Source organism: Streptomyces sp. NPDC058326, from assembly GCF_042879855.1.
In the GTDB taxonomy this organism is placed as follows: Bacteria; Actinomycetota; Actinomycetes; order Streptomycetales; family Streptomycetaceae; genus Streptomyces.
Window position 1 is genome coordinate 1 of record NZ_JBHVZO010000010.1, and the last position, 23,268, is coordinate 23,268.

Genomic DNA, 23,268 nt, shown 5'->3' on the forward strand with positions numbered 1-23,268 from the left:
CGAGGCCCTTGCGGTAGTCGTCGACACAGGTCTGGCCGCAGGCGTCGAGGAGGATCTGCTCCTCGCGCTGGCCGAGCACGGGCCAGTTGCTCGCGCCGCCCTTGATGGGCGTGACGCCCTCGGCGAGCGCGTCCTGGTGCGCGGCCTCGTTCTTCTCGCGCTGTTCCTGCTCGGCCTTCTTCGCGGCCTCCTCGGCGGCGGAGCTGTTCCCCTCCGCGTCACCGGCCTTCGTCTCGGCGTCCTTGGCCTCCTGCTCCGCCTCGGCCGCCTTGCGGGCGGCCTCCGCGGCGGCCTCGGCCGACCGGCCGGCCTTCTCGTTCGCCTCCGCGGCGTGCCGCTCGGCGTCGGTCGCCTCGCGGTCGGCCTCGGCGGCGACACCGCTCGCCTCGTCGGCGGTGAGACGGGCGCTCGCGGCGTCGTTCCCCGCCTGCTGAGCGTGGCCGGCAGCGGCGTCGGACGCGGCCTTCGCGCCCTTCTGGGCTTCGGTGGCCTCCGTCGAGGACGCCTGGGCACGGGTCACCGCCTCGACGGCACGCACCGAATCACTCGCCGCGCGTGCGGCGGCCTCGGCGGCGAGCTTCGCATCCCCGGTCGCCTGCGCGGCCGTCTGCTGCGCGGACTCCGCGGCGGCTGCCGCCTCCGTCGCCTTCGCCTCGGCGGCGGCCGCCTGCTGCTCGGCCAGCGTCTTCGACGACTGACCGACAAGCACGGCGAACGCGGCCGAACTGTCCTTCTCCCGGTACGGGCTTCCCGCCGCCACGGCCTCGCTGGAGGCGGCGATCGCCTCCTTCGCGGCGTCACGGGCGGACAGCGCGGCCTGACCGGCGGCGTAGGCACGGCCGACGACCGTGGCGGCCGACTTCACCGCCTCGGCTGCACTGGCCCCCGCGGCGACGGACTCCTGCTCGGCCTTCTTGGCCAGAGTGGTGGCGTTCTCCGACGCCGTCGCGGCGTTGTCCGCGCGGAACGCCGCGTCCTGCGACGCGTCAAGCGCGGTCGCCGCCGCCACGTGCGCGGTGGACGCCGCACCGAGGGACGTACGGTACGCCGACCACGCGCTGCTCGCGCTCGCCTGAGCCCGCTCGGCGGCACCCTCCGCCGTGGTCGCGGCGGCGCGCGCCGAGACAGCGGCGGTGGTCGCCTGGTCAGCGGCGGTCTGCGCGGCAGTCGCCGCCGTGGCAGCCTGGTTGGCGGCCGCACGGGCGCTGGTGGCGGCCGTCCGCGTCTCGGCGGCGGCCTCGGTGCCCTCCGCCGCCGCGGCCGCGGCCTCCAGAGCGGCGGCACGGGCCGCGGTCGCCTGCTTCGCCCGCAGCGCGGCGATCGCCTCCTCCCGCGCGCTCTGCGCGGCCTTCGCCCGCTCGTCGGCGACCTTCCGCTTCGCCGACGCCTCAGCGGTCGCCGTCCCCGCGGACGTGTCGGCGTTCCTCGCCGTCATCTGCTGAGCGGTCGCGCGCTCCTCGGCCTCCTTCGCCTTGGTCCGCTCGGTGGCCGCCTTCGCCCGGGCGGCGACCGCGGTCGCCTGCTCCGCCTGCGCCTTGACCCGCTCGGCAGCGGCGGTCGCGGCGGCCGTCTTCGCCTTGTCCCGCTTCTGCTCCGCCGTCGTCCGCGCGGCCTTCGCCGTCGCAGCGCTCCCGGCAGCGGCCGTGGCGTTCGCCTCGGCACTGTCGGCAGCGGCCTTCGCCTGCGCGGCCGCCTCCTCCGCCGCGACCCGACGGAACTCGGTGTTGATCGCGTGCGACTCGGTCTGCGCCTTCGCGAGCAGCGCGTCCGCGTCGGCGACCGTCGCGTTGGCAGCGGCAAGGGCGGTCTCGGTCGCCTTCGCCGCGGCCGCGGTGGCGGCCGCGGAGGCACGGGTGACCTGGACCGACTGCTGCGCGTACATGAGGCCACGGCCGCGCGGGACGTGAGTCGTGTCGGCGACGGCCCAGGCCTCCTGCTGCGCGTTCGCCGCCGTCTGGGCGGCGGCCTTCGCCTTGGCGGCCTGCGACTTGGCCGAGACGACGAGGGCCGCCGCCTTGGTACGGGCCTGGGCAAGGTCGGCATCGGCCTTGTCGTAGAACGCCTGGTCCGGCTTCTCGAAGATCGTGTCCGGGTCGTTGGCGAGGTGGTCCAGCCAGAACTTGCGCCAGGTCAGGATCTGCTCGGCGAACCACGCCTGCCGGATGGCCTCGATCATGTCGTCGGTGGCGGCGCGGGTCGCCGCGGCGGCGTCCGCCTCCGCCTTGATGATCGTGGCGCGCTGGGCGGCCTGTCCGGCGTACTCCAGCTCCCACTCGATCATCGCGGTCATGACGGGGGCGTTGAGCATGCGCCGTGGATCGACCGGGTTCTGCCAGTCACAGCCGGCCCAGGCCTGCTTGAGGTCCTCGACCTCGACGCGGTACTCGGCGGAGTCCTTGGCGGGCGCCGTGGTGGCGTAACCGCCGCGCCGCAGATAGCTCGCGATGTCGCTGGACGTGGTGCCGCCGGAGTAGTCGTACCCGACCTCCCGCAGCATCCAGTCGGCGGCCATGTCGTGCCAGTCGTCCTTGCCGCGGTTCTCCTCGGTGACGGCCTTGGCGCGGGCGACGGCATCCGTACTGGCCTCGCTGTGGCTGTCCCAGCCGAGCGGGGAGGCCAGCTGGACCTGGGCGAGCGCGGTGAAGTAACTGACGTCCGCGCCGAACTGGGGCGCGTGCCACTCCATGTCGTCGCTGGGCCACGCCGATTCGCGGTAGGGCTTGTTGGCCTCGTCGAGCTCCTGGGTGCGCCGCGTGCCGGCTTCGCCGTGGGCGCTTCCCTCCTCCTTGTCGGCGTCGCCGGCCTGGCCCAGGGGGCCGTACCCGATCCAGCCCACGTCGCCGACGGTCTCGCGGAGCTGTTCCGCGGTGCCGGTCAGGCCCTCGATGGCCTTGGCCTTCATGGCGGGTCCGCCGACGTGCAGCGCCACACCGGTGAGACAGCGGTCGCGCCGCAGGTCCTGGCCGATGCTGTTGCGGGTGACGCCGGTGTCCTCTTCGGGCACCGGGTCGGCGAAGGCGGGGGCGGCCTGGATCACGCCGGCCAGTACGGCGGCGGCGGTCGCGAGCGCCGTCGCACTCGTGGCCCTGGTGAGAACCGACCGTATGCGACGCCGGCGTCTGCCGACGTCTCTGAACAATGACATGGTGTGCCCGACAATCTGTCGATCCATCGACAGGCTGTTCATGGGCATGCCAAGGCGGGCGGCTCACCGCTCAGGCCCCCGCGCCCAGTACGGCATGCGTCAGCGCGGCCGCCCCTCCCCATGAACCAGCGCCGCCGCTTACCCTGCGACGATGTCATGTGCGGGTCCGCACGTGAAGATCAAATAATCTTCACCAAGGCCCCACGGGGCGCCAGGAGCGGACAAAGCCATCCGCGAGTAGATCATCTTGTTACCCGGCGTAAGTCGACCCGTGGCGACGACCCGGCCCGTTCAAGTCAGTGACCGCCCAAGGCCGTTCTCCTCCTCCTGCTCCTGTTGCCGGATCCGGGTGAGCAGCGCTTCGTAGGCGGGCCGGCGGTCCGGTCGGGCGTGGGAGGCGGCTCGGCGCAGCGCGGGGACGGACGCCTGGCCGGCGTGCAGCAGGGCCGCCTCCGCCGACCGCCGCACCGTCACGTGCCCGTGGTCGAGGAGTGCGACGAGCGCGGGGACCGCCGACCGCCGGCGCGCCCGGGAAAGCACCCGGATCGCGCCGCGCACCACGTCGGGCTGCGCGTCGTCGAGCAGGATCTCGGTCAGCCGGAGGTGGGTGTCCCGGTCGAGCAGCGCGCGCGACGTGCGGTGCGCGTGCAGCCGTACGCCGGTGTCGCGATGCGTCAGCAACTCCCGCAGGGCTGCTTCGAGGTCCGTCCCGTCGAGGTCGGCGGGGTGCTCGGTCAGCCGGGCCAGGGCACGGCGGATCCGCCGGGGCTCGGCCGACCGCAGCAGGGCCGTCATCGCCTCGGCCGTGGGCGGGGCGGTGGCCGATGAGGTGCGCGGGTCCGGGAGCGGTGCGCGCTCACGGAGGGCGTGGAGCGCGGCCGCCTGCCGGTCGGCGTCTTCCGGGCCGCGCAGCGGCCCGTCGACGAGGACGAGCCCGGCTCCGGGGTGGCGCTCGTCGAGCCGGGTGAGCGCCGGTGTGCGCAGCAGGGGGCGGCCGGTGAGCAGATCGAGCAGCCCCGTCGCACCGGTGGCGATCCGGCCCTCCAGATGGCGGGCCAGCACGTCGGCGGGTACGCGCCGCAGGGCGGCCGAGGCGTCGGGCCGTACGGTCTTCGGCCCGTGCTCCCAGAGGCGCAGGAGGACAGGCAGCAGAGGCTCCAGCCGCCGGCCGTCGAGGCCCGCCGCGATCCGGGCGACACGGTCGGCACGCCTCCCGTCGCCGAGCAGGGCCTCCGGGGTGGCGTCCGCCAGCGCGAAGCCCAGCGCGGCCCGGAGCCCGGAGCCGTCGGGAATGTCCACCCGTCCGCGCAGGTACGCGTCGAGTACGGCGGCGCGTGTGTCCGGCTCCGGCCAGGTCAGCAGGGTGCGCGCTGCCGTGGTCCGGCTCTCCTGGACGTCGGAGTCCAGCATGGCGAGCAGGCGCGCGCGCTGCGCCCCGGACCGGGGCTGGTCCAGATCGGTGACCTGGATGCGGCGCGGCGCGGGCCCTGACCGGGCGGTCCGTGCGGTTTCCGCGAGCGTCCATGGCGGGGCGCCCAGGGGCTGAAGGTCTGTCATCCAGTCGACGAGCGCGGCGCGTACGTCCGGTGGCGCGTCGGCCTCGAGGTCGGTCAGCGCGGCGAGCAGTTCACGCGAGTCCGCCGCTGCGGGCCGCCTGCGGTAGGCGGTGAGCGCCTCCATGTCCCGTACGGCGGAGGCGAGTTCGGCGTGCCACGGCGGGCGGCCCTGGCGGGTTTCGACGCCGAACGTCGCGCGGAGCAGCCGTACGCGGGCGGCTTCCGGGTCGGGAGCCAGGGCGGTGGCCGTCAGTTCGCGGTCGAGGTCGGCGCGGACGACGACCGCGCCGGTGAGCCGGAGGAGGGGCAGGGTGGAGCGGCGGCCGGGCCGCCGGGGCGGCAGTGCGCGCACGGCGGCGGTGACCTGGGCGGAGACGGGTGGACGCAGGTGGGGTGCGACCGCTTCCAGGACCTCGATCAGGGCGTCCCTGCCCTCCGCCTCGGCCTCCGTCAGGCCGTCGAGGAGCACCGTGACGTGCCGGGTGAACGCGGCGCGTTCGTGCGGCGCCCACGGGCCGGGGCAGACTCCGGTGGTCAGCACGGCAAGCACCGCCCGGCGGGCGGGCGCCGAGGTGGCGGCGAGTTCGAGCCAGTCGGCGAGGTACGGCCGCAGGGCACGCAGCCGTACGACTCGCCGTTCCGCGCCCGGGCCGCCCGCGCCCGCGTGCCGGGCGAGGAGACGGAGGGCGGTGTCAGGGTCCCAGCCGTGTTCCGTCAGGCGGCGGAGGTCTGCTTCGTCCTGGTCCGGGCCGGGCCCTTCGGAGAGGGCGGCCAGGAGCCTGGCGCGGACGCTTCGGTCGGTCTGCCGGGCCGCCGTGGCGGTGATCGTGGCAGGCAGGGTGTCGCCGAGCAGGGCGCGGAGGGCGTCGAGGAGCAGGGCGCGCAGGCCCGGGTTGTCGTCGTGCCCGAGGCGGTGGAGCAGGTGCGGTACGGCCTGGGCCGTACCGGCGGTGGCGAGGGCGCGGGCCGCCGTCTTGCGGACGTTCATGACGGGGTGGCCGAGGCAGCGGGCGATCGTGTCCGACGACCATCGGGCCCCGGCGTCGCCGAGGGCGGCCAGGGTCTGGCGTACGGTCTGGGGGTCCCGGTCCTGGCCGGTCAGTGCGATCAGCGTCGCGGACACGGCCTCGACGCCGTCGCCCGTGGTGTCCCGTGCGAGCAGGGCGACGACGTGCTTGCGTACGTGACGGTCGGGGTGGCGCAGGAACCGGTGCAGCCGGGAGCGGATCCGCCGGTGCGGCGCGTGCGGCAGGTCGAGCAACACGCGGAGCAGGATCCGCTGTTCGCCCGCGGTGAGGTCAGGGCGGTCGAGCAGGTCGAGGGCCAGCTCCGCGGCGAGGGCCTGCCCTGCGGCCTCGGCGTCGGGGGCTTTCAGGAGGCAGACCGGTCGGATGCGGCCGCGTGCGTACAGCCGCCGTCCGAGGCCGCTCAACGCGTCCAGGACCTCCTGCGGCACGACCGGTTCCGCGTCGGGCACGGTCCCCGTCCCGCCGGGTTCCCAGGCCGCCGCGAGGTCATGGGCGATCCGCAGGAGCAGGTCGGCGAGGACGGGCAGGGTGCCGGGACTCCCGTACGCGGCGAGGCGGCACAGCGCGGCGACGGGCTGCTCCGGGTCCAGGCGGGCGGCGAGCAGGGCCAGTTCACGCTCGTCCGGACCGCCGAGGTCCGCGACCACCCGGGCGGGCAGCTCTCCGGCATCGACGCCGGCGAGCAGCCGCCGCCGTAGCTCCGGGTCCCGGGCGAGCAGCCAGACCAGTTCCAGGGCCCGGTGCCGCAGACCTCGCAGAGCTCCCTCGACGCACGCCGGCCCGGGAACGGCGGGGGCGGGGCCGGGGTGTGGCGCCGGGAGACCGACGGGTTCCCCGGTCCGTGGGGCGGTGGGCTCGGCGGGTCCGACCGGTTCCCCGGCTCGTGGGGCGGTGGGCTCGGCGGGTCCGACCGGTTCCCCGGCTCGTGGGGCGGTGGGCTCGGCGGGTGTGACGGCGTGGAGGCCGAGGGCCTCCGCCAGGACGTGGACGGTACGGTCGCCGCCGACCGCCTCAAGTGCGTCGAGCGCGTCGGCGGGCGCGTGCGGGAGGGCGGCGAGGACGGCGTCCTCGGTCTCCGGCGCCGACAGGTCGCGCAGGGCACGCAGGAACGGGCCCGGCGCGGACGCGAGCGGCAGGACGCGGGCGATCTCCGCGGCCACCGGCAGGCCCGCGACGCCCTGTGCGTCCAGGGCGACGAGCAGGTCGAGCCGGCGGGGCCAGCCGGGATCGTCGGGGGCGGTGCCGGCCAGCAGACGCAGTACCTCGCGCCGACCGGTGAAGAGGACCGTCGCCACGGTGCGGGCCGGGATCCGGTGGTCGGCGAGGGCGAGGGCGAGTACGGCCGGGACGTCCGTGTCGGTGACGAAGTGACCGCGGCGGTGCATCGCGCGCAGGCAGTCCACCGCCGGTCCGCCGAGCAGCAGCGGGTCCTGCCCGGCGAGCGCGAGGATGCCCGGCACGTCGTCCCGCGTCGCGGTCCCGCCGTACAGGGCGAGGGCCCGCCGCCGTACCCGTGGTGGCAGCTCCGGGTCCGCGGCCGTGTCCCGCAGCAGTGCGCCGTGCCCATGGGCGGCGGCCGTCGTGAGCGCGGCGTCGGCGGTGGCGCGTCCGAGGAGCCCGGTCAGCCGGGCGGCCGGGAGCGGTTCCACCGAGGCCCAGGGCTCGGCGAGTCCGGCGAGCGCGCCGGTCACCACGGTGTCGGCGGCCGACTCGAGCAGGCCGGTCAGCACCTCACGCACCAAGGCGGACCCGAGGACCCCCGCGCGCAGGCCGTCCCGGGCCAGCCGCAGCGCCTCGCCCTCAAGCACCGCGTCACCGGTGCCCGCGAGGGCTGCGACGAGCGCCGCCGGGTGCGCGCCGGCACGGGCGTCCGTGCCCCGTACGGCCTGGTAGAGCAGCTCTTCACGGTCCTCGCGCAGCAACGCGGCCGGATCCCGTACGAGCTCCGCCCGCAGCAGGGCGACCCGCACCGGCGGCACCAGCACCTCGGCAGGCCACTCACGCCACGAGGGCAGCGGCCCGCCCACGAGGGCGGCGTCGGCGAGGGCGAGCGCCGCCTCGGGGCTCGCGGGCACGTGGGGGCCGGCGGAGCCGGGGCGGGCCGGGGTCGCGGGCGGCGTCGGGGTCACCACAGGATCGTACGGCCATCCCCCGCGGGGGATGATGGGGCCGGAACGACGGAACACGAGGTCAGGAGCTTCCATGGCGAAGCGGGTCCACCAGCCCCGTGAGGACGCGGAATTCAGTTTCATCCTCGGGATGAGCGGAGTTCCGGTCCTCGCGTACTTCATCGGGACATGGCCCAAGGCGATCGAGAACTGCAGGGCGATGGACCTCGTCGTGGGGGACATCGCCGACGAGTACGCGAGCCGCCTGACGGTCGTCCGCGCCGACATCACGCGCTGTCCGGCCGCGACCGAGCGGTACGGGATCACCGGAGCCCCGTCCTGCGTCCTGCTGAAGGAAGGAGAGGCGGTGGCACACGGCACAGGGCCCATGACCACCGCCGAGGTAAGGGAGTTCGTGGACCGCCACCTCTGAGACGACGCGGGGGGCGCACGCACGCGGGGCCCGCACGGGGCCGCACGCACAGGGGGGCTCAGCGGGTCCCGTACGTCGGCTGCGGGGGCTCCGCGGCCGCGAGGAGTTTCCTGGTCGTCTCGCCCGCCTCCGTCGGGGTCCAGCGGGCTCCCTTGTCGGCCGTCGGCCCGGGTCGCCAGCCCTCCATGACGGTGATCCGCCCGGCCTCCGCCTCGAAGACCCGCCCCGTGACCCCGTCCGAGGCCGCGGAGCCCAGCCAGACGACGAGCGGGGAGACGTTCTCCGGAGCCATGGCGTCGAAGGCGGCGCCTCCGGGCGCGGCCATCGTCTCGGCGAAGGTCTGCTCGGTCATGCGGGTGCGGGCCGCGGGGGCGATGGCGTTGACCTGGACGCCGTACCGGGCGGTCTCGGCGGCCGCGACGAGGGTGAGGCCGACGATCCCGGCCTTGGCGGCGGCGTAGTTGCCCTGTCCGACGCTGCCGAGCAGGCCGGCCCCGGAGCTGGTGTTGACGACGCGCGCCTCGGGCGTGCGTCCGGCCTTCGCCTCGGCGCGCCAGTGCGCGGTGGCGTACTTCAGCGGCAGGAAGTGGCCCTTGAGGTGGACGCGCATGACGGCGTCCCAGTCCTCCTCTTCGAGGTTGACCAGCATGCGGTCGCGCAGGAAGCCGGCGTTGTTGACGAGGGTGTCGAGGCGGCCGAACGTGTCGAGGGCGACGGCGATCAGCGAGGCCGCGCCGCCGGCGGTGGCGATGTCACCGCCGTGGGCGACGGCCGTGCCGCCGGACGCCGTGATCTCGTCGACGACGCGCTGGGCGGGCCCCGCGCCCGCGCCGGTGCCGTCCAGGCCGACGCCGAGGTCGTTGACGACGACGTGGGCGCCCTCGGCGGCGAAGGCGAGCGCGTGGGCGCGGCCGAGGCCGCGGCCCGCTCCGGTGACGACGACGACGCGTCCGTCGCAGAGTCCGGTCATGGTGTGTTCCCTTCGCTGGGTGTGTGGTTGACGGTCGCGGCGTCGAGGAAGGCGGGGCGTTCCCCGCCGCCGTGCACGGGCAGGCTGGCGCCGCTGATGTACGCGGCGCGGTCGGAGGCGAGGAAGACGCAGGCGTCGCCGACGTCGGCGGGCTCGGCGAGCCGGCCGAGCGGCACGGTGCGGCCGACGGCGGCGATGCCGTCCTCGTCGCCGTAGTGCAGCGGGGACAGCTCGGTGCGCACCATGCCGAGGACGAGCGTGTTGACCCGTACCTTCGGCGCCCATTCCACCGCCATGGACCGGGCGAGGTTGTCCAGGCCCGCCTTGGCCGCTCCGTACGCCGCGCTGCCCGGTGAGGGGCGGGTGCCGCTGACGCTGCCGATCATGATGATCGTCCCTCCCCCGCTCTGGTGGCGCATCACCTCGTACGCGGCGAGGGAGGTGGTCAGGGGGGCGAGGAGGTTCAGCTCGACGACCCGGGCCTGCTGCCGGGCTCCGCCGTCGCGGAGCATCCGGAAGGGGGTGCCGCCGGCGTTGTTGACCAGGAGGTCGAGCCTTCCGTGGTCGGCGCGTACCCGGTCGAAGAGGTCCGTGACCGCCGCCGGTTCGCGCAGGTCGACGGGGAGGAAGCGTGCGGTGCGGCCGGCTGCCTCGGCGGGCTCGTCCGGGGCTCTTCGCGCGCAGGTCACGACCTCCGCGCCGGCTTCGAGCAGGGCCCTGGTGATTCCGGCGCCGACGCCCCGCGTACCGCCGGTGACGACGGCGACGGATCCCGACAGATCGGTGATGACTGCCAATGGACACCTCCCGCAGCGTGCGAACCGCTGCTATGTTCCGCCTAACAAACGTTTGGTGGAAAGGTAGCTGATCTGCTCATGGGTGTCTCCACCTCCGCCCCCGACGAGGGCGTCGCCGTCGTCACCGTCGACTTCCCCCCGGTCAACGCCCTCCCCGTGCGCGGCTGGTACGACCTGGCCGCCGCGGTTCGCGCCGCGGGGTCCGACCCCCGGGTGCGCTGCGTCGTGCTCACCGCAGCGGGCCGCGGCTTCAACGCCGGCGTCGACATCAAGGAGATCCGGCGCACGGCCGGGCACGAGGCCCTCCTGGGCGCCAACCGCGGCTGCTACGAGGCGTTCGCCGCGGTCTACGACTGCGAGGTGCCGGTCGTCGCCGCCGTGCACGGCTTCTGTCTCGGCGGCGGAATCGGCCTCGTCGGGAACGCCGACGCCATCGTCGCCTCCGACGACGCGACCTTCGGCCTGCCCGAACTGGACCGCGGCGCGCTCGGCGCGGCCACCCACCTCGCCCGGCTGGTCCCCCAGCAGCTGATGCGGACCCTCTACTACACCTCGCGCACCGTCACCGCCCGGGAACTGCACCGGCACGGCTCGGTGTGGCGGGTCGTCCCGCGCGGGGAACTGGCGGCCGCGGCCCTCGGACTGGCCCGGGAGATCGCAGCCAAGGACGGACAGCTGATCCGGCTCGCCAAGGCCGCGATCAACGGCATCGACCCGGTGGACGTCCGCCGGAGCTACCGCTTCGAGCAGGGCTTCACCTTCGAGGCCAACCTCAGCGGCGTCGCTGACCGGGTCCGCGACACGTTCGGCGCCGCGAACGAGGCCGTCGACAAGGACGACACCGCCGGCGGCGGGAACGACGCCTTGGACGAGGACAAGGAGCAGCAGTCGTGAGCAAGGACAAGACGATGACCGCCGAGGAGGTCGTGGGCCGCCTCCGGAGCGGGATGACCATCGGCATCGGCGGCTGGGGCTCCCGGCGCAAGCCGATGGCCCTGGTCCGGGCGCTGCTGCGGTCGGACCTCACCGGTCTGACCGTGGTCTCGTACGGCGGCCCGGACGTCGGACTGCTCGCCGCCGCCGGGAAGATCCGCAAGCTGGTCGCGGCCTTCGCCACCCTCGACTCGGTCCCCCTGGAACCCCACTTCGTCGCGGCCCGGCAGCGCGGCGCCTTCGAACTGGTGGAGCTCGACGAGGCGATGGTCATGTGGGGCCTGACCGCCGCCGTGCACCGGCTGCCCTTCATGCCCATCAGGGCCGGGCTCGCCTCGGACGTCATGACCGTCAACCCGTCCCTCCGGACCGTGACGTCCCCGTACGACGACCGTGAGGAGCTCGTCGCCGTCCCCGCCCTCCGGCTGGACGCCGCGCTGGTCCACCTCAACCGCGCCGACGCCCACGGCAACGGCCAGTACCTCGGCCCCGACCCGTACTTCGACGACCTGTTCTGCGAGGCCGCCGACACCGCGTACGTCTCCTGCGAGCGGATCGTGGAGACCTCGGAGCTGCTCAAGGACGCGGGACCGCAGTCCCTCCTGGTCAAGCGCGCGTTCGTCGACGGTGTCGTCGAGACCCCGAACGGCGCGCACTTCACCTCCTGCGCCCCCGACCACGACCGGGACGAGGCGTTCCAGCGCGCCTACGTCCGGGCGGCCCGCGACCCGGACGCCTGGCGGGCCTTCACCACACGGTTCCTCTCCGGCGACGAGGACGCGTACCAGGCCGCGGTGGCGGCCTTCCACGAGGAGGAAGCATGAGCGGCACCCGTACGAGCGAGGCGACGCGCGCCGAGTACTGCGTGGTGGCCTGCGCCGAGGCGTGGCGCGGCGCGGGCGAGGTCCTGGCCAGTCCGATGGGCACCGTCCCGATGATCGGCGCCCGGCTCGCCCGGCTCACCTTCTCCCCCGACCTGCTGCTCACCGACGGCGAGGCACTCCTCATCGACGACGTGCCGGCGGTCGGCGCCGCGCCCCGGGTGGTGGAGGGCTGGCTGCCGTACCGGCAGCATCTGGCCCTGGTCGCCACCGGACGGCGGCACGTCATGATGGGCGCGAGCCAGCTCGACCGGTACGGCAACCAGAACATCAGCTGCGTCGGCGACTGGGCACGTCCCAGGCGTCAGCTCCTCGGCGTGCGGGGCGCACCCGTCAACACCCTCAACAACCCGACCAGTTACTGGGTCCCCAAGCATTCGACGAGGGTCTTCGTCGAGCGGGTCGACATGGTCTGCGGGGTGGGACACGACCGGGCCGCCGCGGCCGGCCCCTCCGCGACCCGCTACCACCGCCTGCCCGACGTCATCAGCGACCTGGGCGTCTTCGACTTCGAGACCCCGGACCGCGGCATGCGGCTGCGCTCGCTGCACCCCGGCGTCACGGTCGCACAGGTCACGGAGGCCACCGGCTTCGCGCTCACCGTCCCCGAGGAGGTGCCGTTCACCCGCGAGCCCACCCCCGAGGAACTCCGGCTGATCCGCGAGGAGATCGACCCGCGGGGGCTGCGCGACCGCGAGGTCCCGTCATGAGCGACCCCACGATCGCCACCCCGCTCACCGAACTGGTCGGGGTCCGGCATCCCGTCGTGCAGACCGGCATGGGGTGGGTGGCCGGCCCCCGCCTGGTCTCGGCGACCGCGAACGCGGGCGCGCTCGGCATCCTCGCCTCGGCGACGATGACCGTCGAGCAGCTCCGCTCAGCCGTCCGCGAGGTCAGATCCCGTACCGACGCGCCCTTCGGCGTGAACCTGCGCGCGGACGCCGGGGACGCGGCCGAACGCGTACGGATCATCATCGACGAGGGCGTCGGGGTCGCCTCCTTCGCGCTCGCCCCGTCCCGCGAGCTGATCGCGCGGCTCAAGGACGCCGGCGTCGTCGTCATCCCCTCCGTCGGAGCCAGACGGCACGCCGAGAAGGTCGCCGCGTGGGGCGCCGACGCGGTCATCGTCCAGGGCGGCGAGGGCGGCGGCCACACCGGGAGCGTCGCCACCACCGTCCTGCTCCCGCAGGTCGTGGACGCCGTCGACATCCCCGTCGTCGCCGCCGGCGGCTTCCACGACGGACGCGGCCTGGTCGCGGCCCTGGCGTACGGCGCGGCCGGGGTCGCCATGGGCACCCGCTTCCTGCTCACCTCCGACAGCACGGTCCCCGACACGGTGAAGGCCCGCTACCTGGCCGCGGCGGTCGGCGACGTCACCGTCACCACGAAGGTGGACGGACTGCCGCACCGGATGCTCCGCACCGAGCTCGTCGACGCGCTCGAACGCTCGGGCCGGGCCGCCTCGCTGGTACGGGCCGTCCGGCACGCCGCCGCGTTCCGGCACGAGACCGGCATGAGCTGGGCGCGCATGGTCCGCGACGGCCTGGCGATGAGACACGGCAAGGAGCTGACCTGGAGCCAGGTCCTGCTGGCCGCCAACACCCCCATGCTGCTCAAGGCGTCCCTGGTCGAGGGCCGCACCGATCTCGGCGTGATGGCCGCCGGACAGGTCGCGGGGCTCATCGACGACCTGCCGTCCTGCGCCGAACTGGTCGGCCGTGTCATGGCCGAGGCGCGGGCCACGCTCGACGCGCTGCCCGCCACGGGCTGACCGGCCGTCCGCCACGGGGCCGGCCGGCCCGTACCCCGTACCTCTCCAGGCCTCCCTCTCATCCCCTGCGGAGTCGAACCACGCGTGCCCGCGTCACAGCCGCTCGATGATCGTCACGTTCGCCTGGCCACCGCCCTCGCACATCGTCTGCAGGCCGTAGCGGCCGCCCGTGCGCTCGAGTTCGTGGAGCAGGGTGGTCGCGAGCTTCGTGCCGGTCGCGCCGAGCGGGTGGCCCAGGGCGATGGCGCCGCCGTTGACGTTCACCTTCTCCGGGTCGGCGCCGGTCTCCTTGAGCCAGGCCAGGACGACCGGTGCGAACGCCTCGTTGATCTCCACCAGGTCGATGTCGTCGATCGTCATCCCGGCCTTCTTCAGCGCGTACGCCGTGGCCGGGATCGGGGCGGACAGCATGCGGATCGGGTCCTCGCCCCGTACGGACAGGTGGTGGACCCGGGCTCGCGGTGTCAGACCGTGCTCGCGTACGGCACGCTCCGAGGCGAGCAGCATCGCCGAGGCGCCGTCGGAGACCTGCGAGGAGACCGCCGCGGTCAGTCGGCCGCCCTCCACCAGGGGGCGCAGGGCGGCCATCTTCTCCAGGGTGGTGTCGCGGCGCGGGCCCTCGTCGGTGGTCACCTCCCCGTACGGCACGATCTCGCGGTCGAAGCGGCCCTCGTCGATGGCCCGGAGCGCCCGCTGGTGCGAGCGCAGGGCGAACTCCTCCATGTCGCGGCGGGAGACGTCCCACTTGCTCGCGATGAGTTCGGCACCGTGGAACTGGTTGACCGGCTGGTCGCCGTACCGGGCCCGCCAGCCCTCGGAGCCGGCGTACGGGCCGTCGGTGAGGCCGAGGGGCACGGCGGCCTGGCGGCCGGCGAAGGCGATGGGGACCTGGGACATGTTCTGGACGCCGCCCGCGACGACCAGGTCCTGGGTGCCGGAGAGGACTCCCTGCGCGGCGAAGTGCAGGGCCTGCTGGGAGGAGCCGCACTGCCGGTCCACGGTCACACCGGGAACCTCCTCGGGGAGTCCGGCGGCCAGCCAGCAGGTGCGGGCTATGTCACCGGCCTGCGGGCCGACGGTGTCGAGGCAGCCGAGGACGACGTCCTCGACGGCGGCCGGGTCGACGCCCGAGCGTTCCATCAGCGCCTTCAGCACGTGCGCTCCGAGGTCGGCCGGATGGACGGCGGAGAGGCCGCCGTTCCGCCTGCCGACCGGGGTACGTACCGCGTCCACGATGTATGCCTCGGCCATGGCCACTCCTTCTTCGATGTCCACGATGTCATGTCTTGTACGGGTGTCGAAAGGCGATGCCCTCCAGGACCATGGACAGGTACTGGCGGGCGATCTCCTCGGGGCTGTGCCGGCCGCCCGGCCGGTACCAGGACGCGGCGACCCAGACGGTGTCGCGGACGAAGCGGTAGGTGAGCCGGACGTCGAGATCGGCGCGGAAGACCCCGGCCGCGACACCCCGCTCCAGGGTCCCCAGCCAGGCCTTCTCGAAGTTGCGCTGCGAGTCGGCGAGGTAGCCGAAGCGGGGCTGGTCGGTGAGGTGCCGGGACTCCTTCTGGTAGATGGCGACGGCGGCGCGGTGCCGGTCGATCTCGCGGAAGGACTCGGTGACGAGGGCCTCGATGGTCTCGCGGGGCCCGAGGCCGGCGGCGAGGACGGCGTCGTACCCCTGCCAGAGCTCGTCGAGGAAGGTGGAGAGGATCTCGTCCAGCATCGACTCCTTGGAGTCGAAGTGGTAGTAGAGGCTGCCGGCGAGCATCCCGGCGGCGTCCGCGATCTTGCGGACGGTGGTGGCGTCGTACCCCTCGGCGGCGAACACCTCGGCGGCCGCGCCGAGGAGTTCGCGGCGCCGCTCGGGCGCGGCTCTCACGGGTGTTGACTGCTGACGGAGAGGACCTCCCCCGTCAGGTACGAGGAGTAGCCGCTGGCGAGGAACACGATCACGTTGGCGATCTCCCACGGCTCGGCGTGGCGTCCGAACGCCTCGCGGGAGGTCAGCTCCTCCAGGAGTTCGGCGCTGGTGACCTTCGCCAGGTGCGGGTGCATGGCCAGGCTGGGGGAGACGGCGTTGACCCGCACTCCGTACGCGGCGGCCTCCAGGGCGGCGCAGCGGGTGAGTGCCATGACGCCGGCCTTGGCGGCGGCGTAGTGGGCCTGGCCCTTCTGGGCCCGCCAGCCGATCACCGAGGCGTTGTTGACGACGACGCCTCCGGCGCCCGCGGCCCTCATCCGGCGCAGGGCGGCGCGGGTGCAGCGGAAGGTGCCGTTGAGGGTGACGTCGAGGACCTTGTCCCACTGTTCGTCGGTCATGTCGACCAGGTCGGCGGTGCCGCCGAGGCCCGCGTTGTTGACGACGATGTCGAGGCGTCCGTGGCTCTCCACGGCGAGGTCGAGCAGCGCCGCGACCTGTGCCTCGTCGGTGACGTCGCAGGGCAGGGCGGTGACGCGGTCCGCGCCGAACTCGGCGGCGAGCTCCGCCTCGGACTCCTTGAGTCTGCGGGCGTGCGCGTCGGAGACGACGACACGGGCGCCTTCCTCCAGGAGGCGTCTGGCGGTCGCGCCGCCGATGCCGGCGCCCGCGGCGGCGGTGACGACGGCGCCGCGCCCGGCGAGCAGCTGATGGCCGGGCACGTAGGGGGGTGGTGGCGTGCCGGTCACGGGCGGGCCTCCTTGGGCAGGCCGAGGACGCGCTCGGCGATGATGTTCCGCTGGATCTCGTCGGAACCGGCGTAGATGGTGTCGGAGCGGGAGAAGAGGAACAGCCGCTGCCAGTCGGTGAGGTCGTACGGCTCGCCGGCGGCCAGCATTCCGTCGGCGCCGCAGACGTCCATGGCGAGCTCGCCGAGCTCCCGGTGCCAGGTGGCCCAGAAGATCTTCCCGATGGACGCCTCGGGGCCCGGTGCGCCGGCCGCGACTCCGTCGAGCATGCGCAGGGCGTTGAACCGTATGGTCTCCAGACCGATCCAGGCGCGGGCGAGACGGTCGCGGATCAGCGGGTCCGCGGCGGCGCCGTTGCGCTTGGCGAGCGCGATGACGGCCTCCAGTTCGCGGCGGAAGCCGACCTGCTGGCCGAGGGTGGACACGCCCCGCTCGAAGCCGAGGGTGGCCATGGCCACCTGCCAGCCCTCGCCGGGCGCGCCGACGAGGTGGGAGGCGTGGGTGCGGGCCCGGTCGAAGAACACCTCGTTGAACTCGGAGGTTCCGGTCAGCTGGACGATCGGCCGGATCTCCACACCGGGCTGGTTCAGGGGGACGAGGAGGTAGGACAGGCCCCGGTGGCGGGTCGATCCGGGCTCGGTGCGGGCGACCACGAAGCACCAGTCGGCCTCGTGGGCGAGTGACGTCCACACCTTCTGTCCTGTGACCACCCAGGTGTCTCCGTCGCGCTCGGCCCGGGTCCGTACGTTGGCCAGGTCGGAGCCGGCGTCCGGCTCCGAGTAGCCCTGGCACCAGAGTTCTTCGACGGCGACGACCGGCGGGAGGAAGCGCTCGCGCTGTTCCGGGGTGCCGAAGGCGATGAGGGTGGGGCCGAGGAGTTGTTCGCCGATGTGGTTGACGCGGGCGGGGGCGTCGGCGAGGGCGTACTCCTCATGGAAGGCGACCTGTTGTTCGAGGGTCGCGCCCCGTCCGCCGTACTCCTTCGGCCAGCCGACGCAGGTCCATCCGGCGGCTGCCATGTGCCGTTCCCAGGCGAGGCGTTCGGGGTGGGCCTCGTGTTCCCTTCCGGGTCCGCCGCGTCCGCGCAGGGCGGCGAACTCGCCGGTGAGGTGGGACCTCAGCCAGCCGCGGACCTCTCTGCGGAACTCCTCGACGTCGCTCATGGCCGTACGTTAACCTACCAAACACTTGTTAGGGAAGGAGGGCGGATGTCCGCTGCCCGCACCGCGTCCACAGGGCCCGTCCGATACGAACGCCTCGGCCCCGTGGCCGTGGTCACCATGGACCGGCCCGACTACCGCAACGCCCAGAACTCCGCGATGACCTACGCACTCGACCAGGCCTTCTACCGCGCGGCCGACGACGACGAGGTCAAGGTCGTCGTGCTCGCCGGAGCGGGGAAGCACTTCTCCGCCGGCCACGACATCGGCACCCCCGAGCGGGACGCCCACCTGCCGTTCGACCGCAGGGCGGGACTCTGGTGGGACCACTCCGACAAGGCAGGAGCGGAGAGCCGCTTCGCCCGCGAGTCCGAGGTCTACCTCGGCATGTGCCGGAGATGGCGCGAGCTGCCCAAGCCGATGATCGCCTCGGTCCAGGGCGCCTGCGTCGCCGGCGGTCTCATGCTCGCCTGGGTGTGCGACCTCATCGTCGCCGCCGAGGACGCGTTCTTCGCCGACCCGGTGGTCCGCATGGGCATCCCCGGCGTCGAGTACTTCGCCCACCCGTGGGTGATGCCCCCGCGGATCGCCAAGGAGTTCCTGTACACCGGCGACCGGATGACCGCCCGGCGCGCCCACGAGGTCGGCATGGTCAACCGGGTCGTCCCCGCCGGGGAACTCACCGCACGGACCATGGAGCTGGCGGAGCGGATCGCCGAGATGCCCCGCATGGGCCTCGCCCTGACCAAGCGCGCCGTCAACCAGGCCGAGGACCTGCAGGGCCTGCACACCGGCATGGACTCGGTCTTCGGGCTGCACCACCTCGCGCACGCCCACAACGCCGAGACCTCCCCCGACCCGCTCGGCGGCATGGACATCCGCGCGATGCGGCGGCGTTCCGGAGGGCGACCCCCCGAGCCCCGGGAGGCGGGCGCCTGATGGACCTCGACTTCTCCGCGGCGGACGACGCCTTCCGGGCCGGGGCCCGCGCCTGGCTCACTGCCCACGTACCCGCGAACCCCCTGCCCTCCCTGGAGACGGAGGAGGGCTTCACGGCCCACCGGGAGTGGGAGCGGACCCTGTCCGCCGACCGCTGGTCGGCGGTCTCCTGGCCCGGGGAGTACGGCGGCCGCGACAGCTCGATCCTCCAGTGGCTGATCTTCGAGGAGGAGTACTACGCGGCCGGCGCCCCCGGCCGGGTCAGCCAGAACGGCATCAACCTGCTCGCCCCCACCCTCTTCGAGCACGGCACCGACGAGCAGCGCGCCCGCGTCCTCCCCGCCATGGCGAGCGGCGAGATCATCTGGGCCCAGGCGTGGTCCGAGCCCGAGTCCGGCTCCGACCTCGCCTCGCTGCGCTCCACGGCCGTACGGGCCGACGGCGGCTGGCGCCTGAACGGGCAGAAGACCTGGTCGTCCCGGGCCGCCTTCGCCGACCGCGCCTTCGGCCTCTTCCGCAGCGACCCCGACGCCGGAAAGCCGCACCAGGGCCTGACGTACCTGATGTTCCCGCTGGACGCCGACGGGGTGACCGTACGGCCCATCGGGCGGCTCGACGGAAAGCCCGCCTTCGCCGAACTCTTCCTCGACGACGTCCTCGTGCCCGACGAGGACGTGATCGGCGCACCCGGGGAGGGCTGGCGGGTCGCGATGAGCACCGCGGGCAACGAGCGGGGCCTGACGCTGCGCAGCCCCGGCCGGTTCACGGCGGCCGCCGGGCGGCTGACCGCGCTGTGGCGGGAGAGCGCCGATCCCGCCGACACCGCCCTGCGCGACCGGGTCGCCGACGCCGTCATCGGCGCCCGCGCCTACCGCCTGTTCGCCTACGCGGCCGCCTCACGCATCGCCGCGGGCGGCGCCGTCGGCGCCGAGTCCAGCCTCAACAAGGTCTTCTGGTCCGAACTCGACATCGCCCTCCACGAGACGGCCCTCGACCTGCTCGGACCGTACGGCGAACTCTCCGACGAGGCCACCGACGCTCCCGCGCACGGCAGTTGGGCCGAGGGCCACACCTTCTCCCTCGCCGGACCCGTCTACGCCGGCACCAACGAGATCCAGCGCGACATCATCGCCGAGCGGCTGCTCGGCCTCCCGAAGGGACGCCGGTGATGCGGTTCCTCCTCGACGACGAACAGCGGGAGTTCGCCCGCTCCCTCGACGCGATGCTCACGGCGGCCGACACCCCGGCGGCCGCACGGGCCTGGGCGGCGGGAGACACCGCGCCCGGCCGTGCGCTCTGGTCACGGCTCGCCGAAGCGGGGCTCTTCGCCCTCGCCGTACCGGAGCGGCACGACGGCCTCGGCCCCTCGCCGGTCGAACTCGCCGTCGCCTTCACCGAGCTGGGCCGCCATGCCGCCCCCGGCCCCCTGGTGGAGACGGTCGCCGCCGCCGCTCTCCTCGACCGTCTGGGCGAGGAGGAGACCGCCGCCGCATGGCTGCCGCGGATCGCCTCCGGCACGTCGGTCCTCTCCCTCTGCGTACCGGCCGCCGGAGGCCCCTACGCCCTGGACGCGGCCGCCGCCGACGCCGTACTCGTCGTCGAGGGCGACACCGTACGCCTGGCGGACACGACCGGCCCGGTCCAGCCGTCGGCCGACCCCGCGCGCCGCCTGGCCCGCCCCCTCGGCGGAACCGTCCTGGCGCGGGGCCCCGCGGTCGTCGCCGCCGCCGCGCACGCCACCGAGGTCGCGGCCCTGGCCACCGCCGCCCAGTCCCTCGGCCTCGGCCGCGCCCTGCTCGGCCGGACCGTCGCGTACGTCGGGCAGCGCACCCAGTTCGGCGTCGCCGTCGGCTCGTTCCAGGCGGTGAAACACCGCCTGGCCGACACGCTCATCGCCCTGGAGTTCGCCCAGCCCCTGCTCCACGCGGCCGCCCTGGCCCTGGCGGCGGGGACCGGCAGCGGCTCCGCCGACGTCGCGGCGGCGAAGGCCGCGGCGGGCGAGGCCGCGTACGCCGCCGCCCGCACGGCCCTGCAGCTCCACGGCGCCGTCGGCTACACGGAGGAACTCGACCTGGCCCTGTGGATCCGCAAGGCCCGTCCGCTCCGCGACGCCTGGGGCACCCCCGCCGTCTGCCGCGCCCGCGTCCTCGCGCCGTGACCGTGGACCGGGAGCCGCCGGAGGAGGACCTGTGTCCGCCCGAGACCGAAGGGAGCAGAGGCATGAGGCTGACGGAGGAACAGGAGGAACTGCGGTCCGCCGTACGGGCGGTGCTCGGACGCCACACGGCGGAGACGGCCTGGCGGCCGCTGACCGCGCAGATCGGCGTCGCGGGACTCGCCGTCCCGGAGGAGTACGGCGGCGCGGGCTGCGGGGCCGGGGAGGTCCATGTCGTGATGGAGGAGCTGGGGCGTGTGCTGAGCCCCGTCCCCTATCTCGGCTCCGCGGTGCTCGTGGTGCGGGCGCTGCTCGCCTCGGGCGACGGGACGGCGTGCGCGCGGCTGCTGCCGGAACTGGCCTCGGGGGCCCTCGTGGGGGCCCTGGCGTGGGCCGAGCGCGGCTCCTGGGACCCGTCGGCCGTACGGGCCGAGGCCGCCCCCGGGCCCGGCGGGCGGTGGCGGATCACCGGCGTCAAGGACCACGTCCTGGACGGCGCCGGAGCCGAGGTCCTGCTGGTGGCCGCTCGCACGGCAGCGGGGGTCTCCCTCTTCGAGGTCCCCGGGGACGGCGCGGGCGTGGACCGCGGGGCGACCGTCACGATGGACGTCACACGCGCGCAGGCCCGCGTGACGCTCAGGGGGGCGGAGGGCCGGCTCGTCGGAGCCGACGGGGACGGCGACCGGGTGCTGCGGCGGGTACTGGACCTGGCCTGCGCGGCGCTCGCCGCCGAACAGGTCGGCGCCGCCGCGCGCTGCCTCGAACGCACGGTCGCCTACGCCGGGGAGCGTGTGCAGTTCGGCCGGCCCATCGGCTCCTTCCAGGCCGTCAAGCACCGGCTCGCGGACGCGTACGTGCGGGTGGAGTCGGCGCGCTCGGCCGCGCTCGGCGCGTCCCTCGCGGCCGCCGCGGACTCACCGGAGCTGCCCCGGCTCGCGGCCGCCGCGAAGTCGGCCTGCTCGGAGGCGTTCTCGGCGGTGGCGGGCGAGATGATCCAGCTGCACGGCGGCATCGGCATCACCTGGGAGCACGACGCGCACCGCTACTTCAAACGCGCGCACGGCTCGTCCCAGCTCTTCGGCCCCCCGTCCTGGCACCGCGACCGACTGGCCGCCGCTCTCGGCCTGACCACGGCGTGACCTGGGCCCGACCACGGCGGGACGGGGGTACGGCGAGCGGTTCAAGCGGGGGAACCCGGGCAGCCGCCGACGATGAACGCCTCCGGGCCCGCCGTCGCCCGGGACACCCGGTCCGAGCCCCACGCCGTGGAATCCGCCCTCCGGTGACGACGGCTCTCACCGGGTACGTGGCGCCCAGCGGGACCGCAGCAGCTCCTCGTACCGCGCCACGCCGGCACGGCTGTCCGCGATCACCGCGTAACGCCAGGTCAGACCGTCCGGCGGCGGCCCGGCGTACAGGACAACGCCTTCTCCCCTCGCGGGGTCGAACGCGATCCGGCCGACGCGCAGCCGCTCCACGGCCTCGCCGAAGGAGCACACCGCGGGTGCCCGCAGCCTGCCCGTCGCCCAGCACGGCCCGCCCGGGCGGTCTCCGCTCCCCGCCCCGGCGGTGAGGCGGGCCACCATCGCCTGCGGGGTGGTCGTCGCCGTACGCCGCACATTGCTCTCGCCCGCGAAGACCTCGCCGTCCGCCGACACCATCGCGTCGACGCTGAACGGCCCCGCGTACCCGTGATCCGCGAGGAAGCGGCCCAGCGCGCACCCCCACGACACGAGCGTCGCGCCGACATCCGCCGCGGGGCTGCCGGCGGGAGACGGGGGTGAGGCCAGGGGTGACAGGTAGCCCGTGAAGCAGCCCTCCACCGTTCTCATCTCGCCGCTGAACAGCGGCCTCGGCCCGGCGGGCCCCGTCTCCATCTGGATGCTCACCGACCGCGCCACCTCGATCCGCTCCTCGACCACCCACAGACCGTCCGCCCCTCCCACGGAGGGGAGTCCCTCCCCGTCCCACGGGCCGGCCTCCGACGGGAGGAAGAGCAGACCGTGGCCCCCCGCCGACCGGTCGGGCTTGACCACGACCTGTCCGTGCGAGCCGAGCAGCTCCCTGACGGCGGGCCCCACCCCGGCGCGCCGGCGGACGCGGCCGTCGGGCAGCCGCATGCCGAGGGCCCCGGCCACCCGCCGGAACCCGGCCTTCGTGTTGAGCAGCCGGGTCACCTCGAGCGCGGCCCCGGCCGCCTCCGCGGAGGCGTACGGCGCCACGGGGACGCCCAGCCCGCGCGCCAGACCGACCGCCGCGCCGTCCAGGGCGGTCGGGAGGACCGCGGCCACGGCGCGGCCCGCGGACGCCCCGCGCACCGCCTCGGCGGCCACCCGGTGCGGGGACGGTACGCCCGCCGACACGAAGGCCCCGGGCAGGTGGACCACCGTCACCGATTCCCGGGGAACGCCGGTCAGGGCACAGGCGTACTCCAGGAACGCCTCGCCGACCGGCACCGGAGTCACCAGGACGTCCCCCGGACGCAGCAGCCACACCTCCCGGGGAGCCTGCTCCGCCCAGGCCCCGAGCACCTCGCGCTCGTCCAGGTCCACCGCGAGGTCGGAGACGAGGTTCGCGTAGAGAACCTGGATCCCGCACGGGCCGGACGGATCCGCGTGTGTCACTCGCCGCTCCTCTCGTGTCGTCGGCGGCCGCGTCCACCCGGCACGCCGGAGCCCGCGCGCCCCGGCGTCGGGGACGCACCGGGCCGCGTCCATGGACGGGC

At 74.6% G+C, this 23,268-nt stretch carries 17 protein-coding genes and 1 pseudogene; 9 read left to right on the plus strand and 9 right to left on the minus strand.

Translation table 11 applies throughout. The annotated features are described in order from the left end of the window. A pseudogene (locus ACFVYX_RS19410) lies at positions 1 to 3,145 on the minus strand (hypothetical protein); the annotation flags it as partial. A gap of 291 nt (positions 3,146 to 3,436) precedes the next feature. Further along, positions 3,437 to 7,858, minus strand: coding sequence for a HEAT repeat domain-containing protein (locus ACFVYX_RS19415; RefSeq protein ID WP_389682610.1), 4,422 nt, complete (start codon positions 7,856 to 7,858; stop codon positions 3,437 to 3,439). Between the two features lie 73 nt (positions 7,859 to 7,931). Here ACFVYX_RS19415 and ACFVYX_RS19420 point away from each other — a divergent pair, with 73 nt between their 5' ends. After that, entirely contained in the window at positions 7,932 to 8,270 is a 339-nt protein-coding gene (locus tag ACFVYX_RS19420; RefSeq protein WP_389682611.1) for a thioredoxin family protein, read from the plus strand. A gap of 58 nt (positions 8,271 to 8,328) precedes the next feature. Here ACFVYX_RS19420 and ACFVYX_RS19425 read toward each other — a convergent pair whose 3' ends face one another. Continuing rightward, positions 8,329 to 9,240 (minus strand): SDR family oxidoreductase, encoded by a 912-nt coding sequence (locus ACFVYX_RS19425; protein WP_389682612.1) that lies wholly within the window; start codon positions 9,238 to 9,240, stop codon positions 8,329 to 8,331. Next, complete coding sequence (locus ACFVYX_RS19430; RefSeq protein ID WP_389682613.1) at positions 9,237 to 10,037, minus strand: SDR family oxidoreductase; 801 nt, start codon at positions 10,035 to 10,037, stop codon at positions 9,237 to 9,239. Before ACFVYX_RS19430 ends, ACFVYX_RS19425 begins: the two co-directional genes overlap by 4 nt. 78 nt (positions 10,038 to 10,115) lie before the next feature. Here ACFVYX_RS19430 and ACFVYX_RS19435 point away from each other — a divergent pair, with 78 nt between their 5' ends. The 4 genes from ACFVYX_RS19435 to ACFVYX_RS19450 are packed head-to-tail and all read left to right on the plus strand — an operon-like array spanning position 10,116 to position 13,622. Further along, positions 10,116 to 10,931 carry an enoyl-CoA hydratase family protein gene (locus ACFVYX_RS19435; RefSeq protein ID WP_389682614.1) on the plus strand — a complete coding sequence of 272 codons (816 nt, stop codon included), beginning with the start codon at positions 10,116 to 10,118 and terminating at the stop codon, positions 10,929 to 10,931. Positions 10,932 to 10,945: 14 nt separating this feature from the next. Beyond that, positions 10,946 to 11,794, plus strand: a complete 849-nt coding sequence (locus ACFVYX_RS19440) for a CoA transferase subunit A (RefSeq protein ID WP_389682850.1) — start codon at positions 10,946 to 10,948, stop codon at positions 11,792 to 11,794. Continuing rightward, positions 11,791 to 12,561: a CoA-transferase subunit beta gene (locus ACFVYX_RS19445; protein WP_389682615.1), complete on the plus strand. Its 771-nt coding sequence runs from the start codon at positions 11,791 to 11,793 to the stop codon at positions 12,559 to 12,561. Before ACFVYX_RS19440 ends, ACFVYX_RS19445 begins: the two co-directional genes overlap by 4 nt. Beyond that, positions 12,558 to 13,622: an NAD(P)H-dependent flavin oxidoreductase gene (locus ACFVYX_RS19450; RefSeq protein WP_389682616.1), complete on the plus strand. Its 1,065-nt coding sequence runs from the start codon at positions 12,558 to 12,560 to the stop codon at positions 13,620 to 13,622. Before ACFVYX_RS19445 ends, ACFVYX_RS19450 begins: the two co-directional genes overlap by 4 nt. Positions 13,623 to 13,715: 93 nt before the next feature. Here ACFVYX_RS19450 and ACFVYX_RS19455 read toward each other — a convergent pair whose 3' ends face one another. The 4 genes from ACFVYX_RS19455 to ACFVYX_RS19470 are packed head-to-tail and all read right to left on the minus strand — an operon-like array spanning position 13,716 to position 17,452. Beyond that, a complete protein-coding gene (locus tag ACFVYX_RS19455) occupies positions 13,716 to 14,873 on the minus strand; it encodes an acetyl-CoA C-acetyltransferase (protein WP_389682617.1) in 1,158 nt (385 codons plus the stop codon). Between the two features lie 28 nt (positions 14,874 to 14,901). Beyond that, a complete protein-coding gene (locus ACFVYX_RS19460; RefSeq protein ID WP_389682618.1) occupies positions 14,902 to 15,501 on the minus strand; it encodes a TetR/AcrR family transcriptional regulator in 600 nt (199 codons plus the stop codon). Beyond that, positions 15,498 to 16,289, minus strand: coding sequence for an SDR family oxidoreductase (locus ACFVYX_RS19465; RefSeq protein WP_389682619.1), 792 nt, complete (start codon positions 16,287 to 16,289; stop codon positions 15,498 to 15,500). Before ACFVYX_RS19465 ends, ACFVYX_RS19460 begins: the two co-directional genes overlap by 4 nt. Beyond that, positions 16,286 to 17,452, minus strand: a complete 1,167-nt coding sequence (locus ACFVYX_RS19470) for an acyl-CoA dehydrogenase family protein (protein ID WP_389682620.1) — start codon at positions 17,450 to 17,452, stop codon at positions 16,286 to 16,288. The genes ACFVYX_RS19465 and ACFVYX_RS19470 overlap by 4 nt, the downstream gene beginning before the upstream one ends. Positions 17,453 to 17,497: 45 nt before the next feature. On the opposite strand from ACFVYX_RS19470, the gene ACFVYX_RS19475 reads away from it, so the two are divergent. The 4 genes from ACFVYX_RS19475 (at position 17,498) to ACFVYX_RS19490 (ending at position 21,682) form a co-directional block, all read left to right on the plus strand. Further along, positions 17,498 to 18,388: an enoyl-CoA hydratase gene (locus ACFVYX_RS19475; protein WP_389682622.1), complete on the plus strand. Its 891-nt coding sequence runs from the start codon at positions 17,498 to 17,500 to the stop codon at positions 18,386 to 18,388. After that, a complete protein-coding gene (locus tag ACFVYX_RS19480; protein WP_389682623.1) occupies positions 18,388 to 19,557 on the plus strand; it encodes an acyl-CoA dehydrogenase family protein in 1,170 nt (389 codons plus the stop codon). The genes ACFVYX_RS19475 and ACFVYX_RS19480 overlap by 1 nt, the downstream gene beginning before the upstream one ends. Then, positions 19,557 to 20,546, plus strand: a complete 990-nt coding sequence (locus tag ACFVYX_RS19485) for an acyl-CoA dehydrogenase family protein (RefSeq protein WP_389682851.1) — start codon at positions 19,557 to 19,559, stop codon at positions 20,544 to 20,546. The genes ACFVYX_RS19480 and ACFVYX_RS19485 overlap by 1 nt, the downstream gene beginning before the upstream one ends. 62 nt (positions 20,547 to 20,608) lie before the next feature. Then, positions 20,609 to 21,682: an acyl-CoA dehydrogenase family protein gene (locus ACFVYX_RS19490; RefSeq protein WP_389682624.1), complete on the plus strand. Its 1,074-nt coding sequence runs from the start codon at positions 20,609 to 20,611 to the stop codon at positions 21,680 to 21,682. 156 nt (positions 21,683 to 21,838) lie between these two features. Here ACFVYX_RS19490 and ACFVYX_RS19495 read toward each other — a convergent pair whose 3' ends face one another. Then, a complete protein-coding gene (locus ACFVYX_RS19495) occupies positions 21,839 to 23,167 on the minus strand; it encodes a peptide ligase PGM1-related protein (protein WP_389682625.1) in 1,329 nt (442 codons plus the stop codon). Positions 23,168 to 23,268 lie beyond the last annotated feature (101 nt).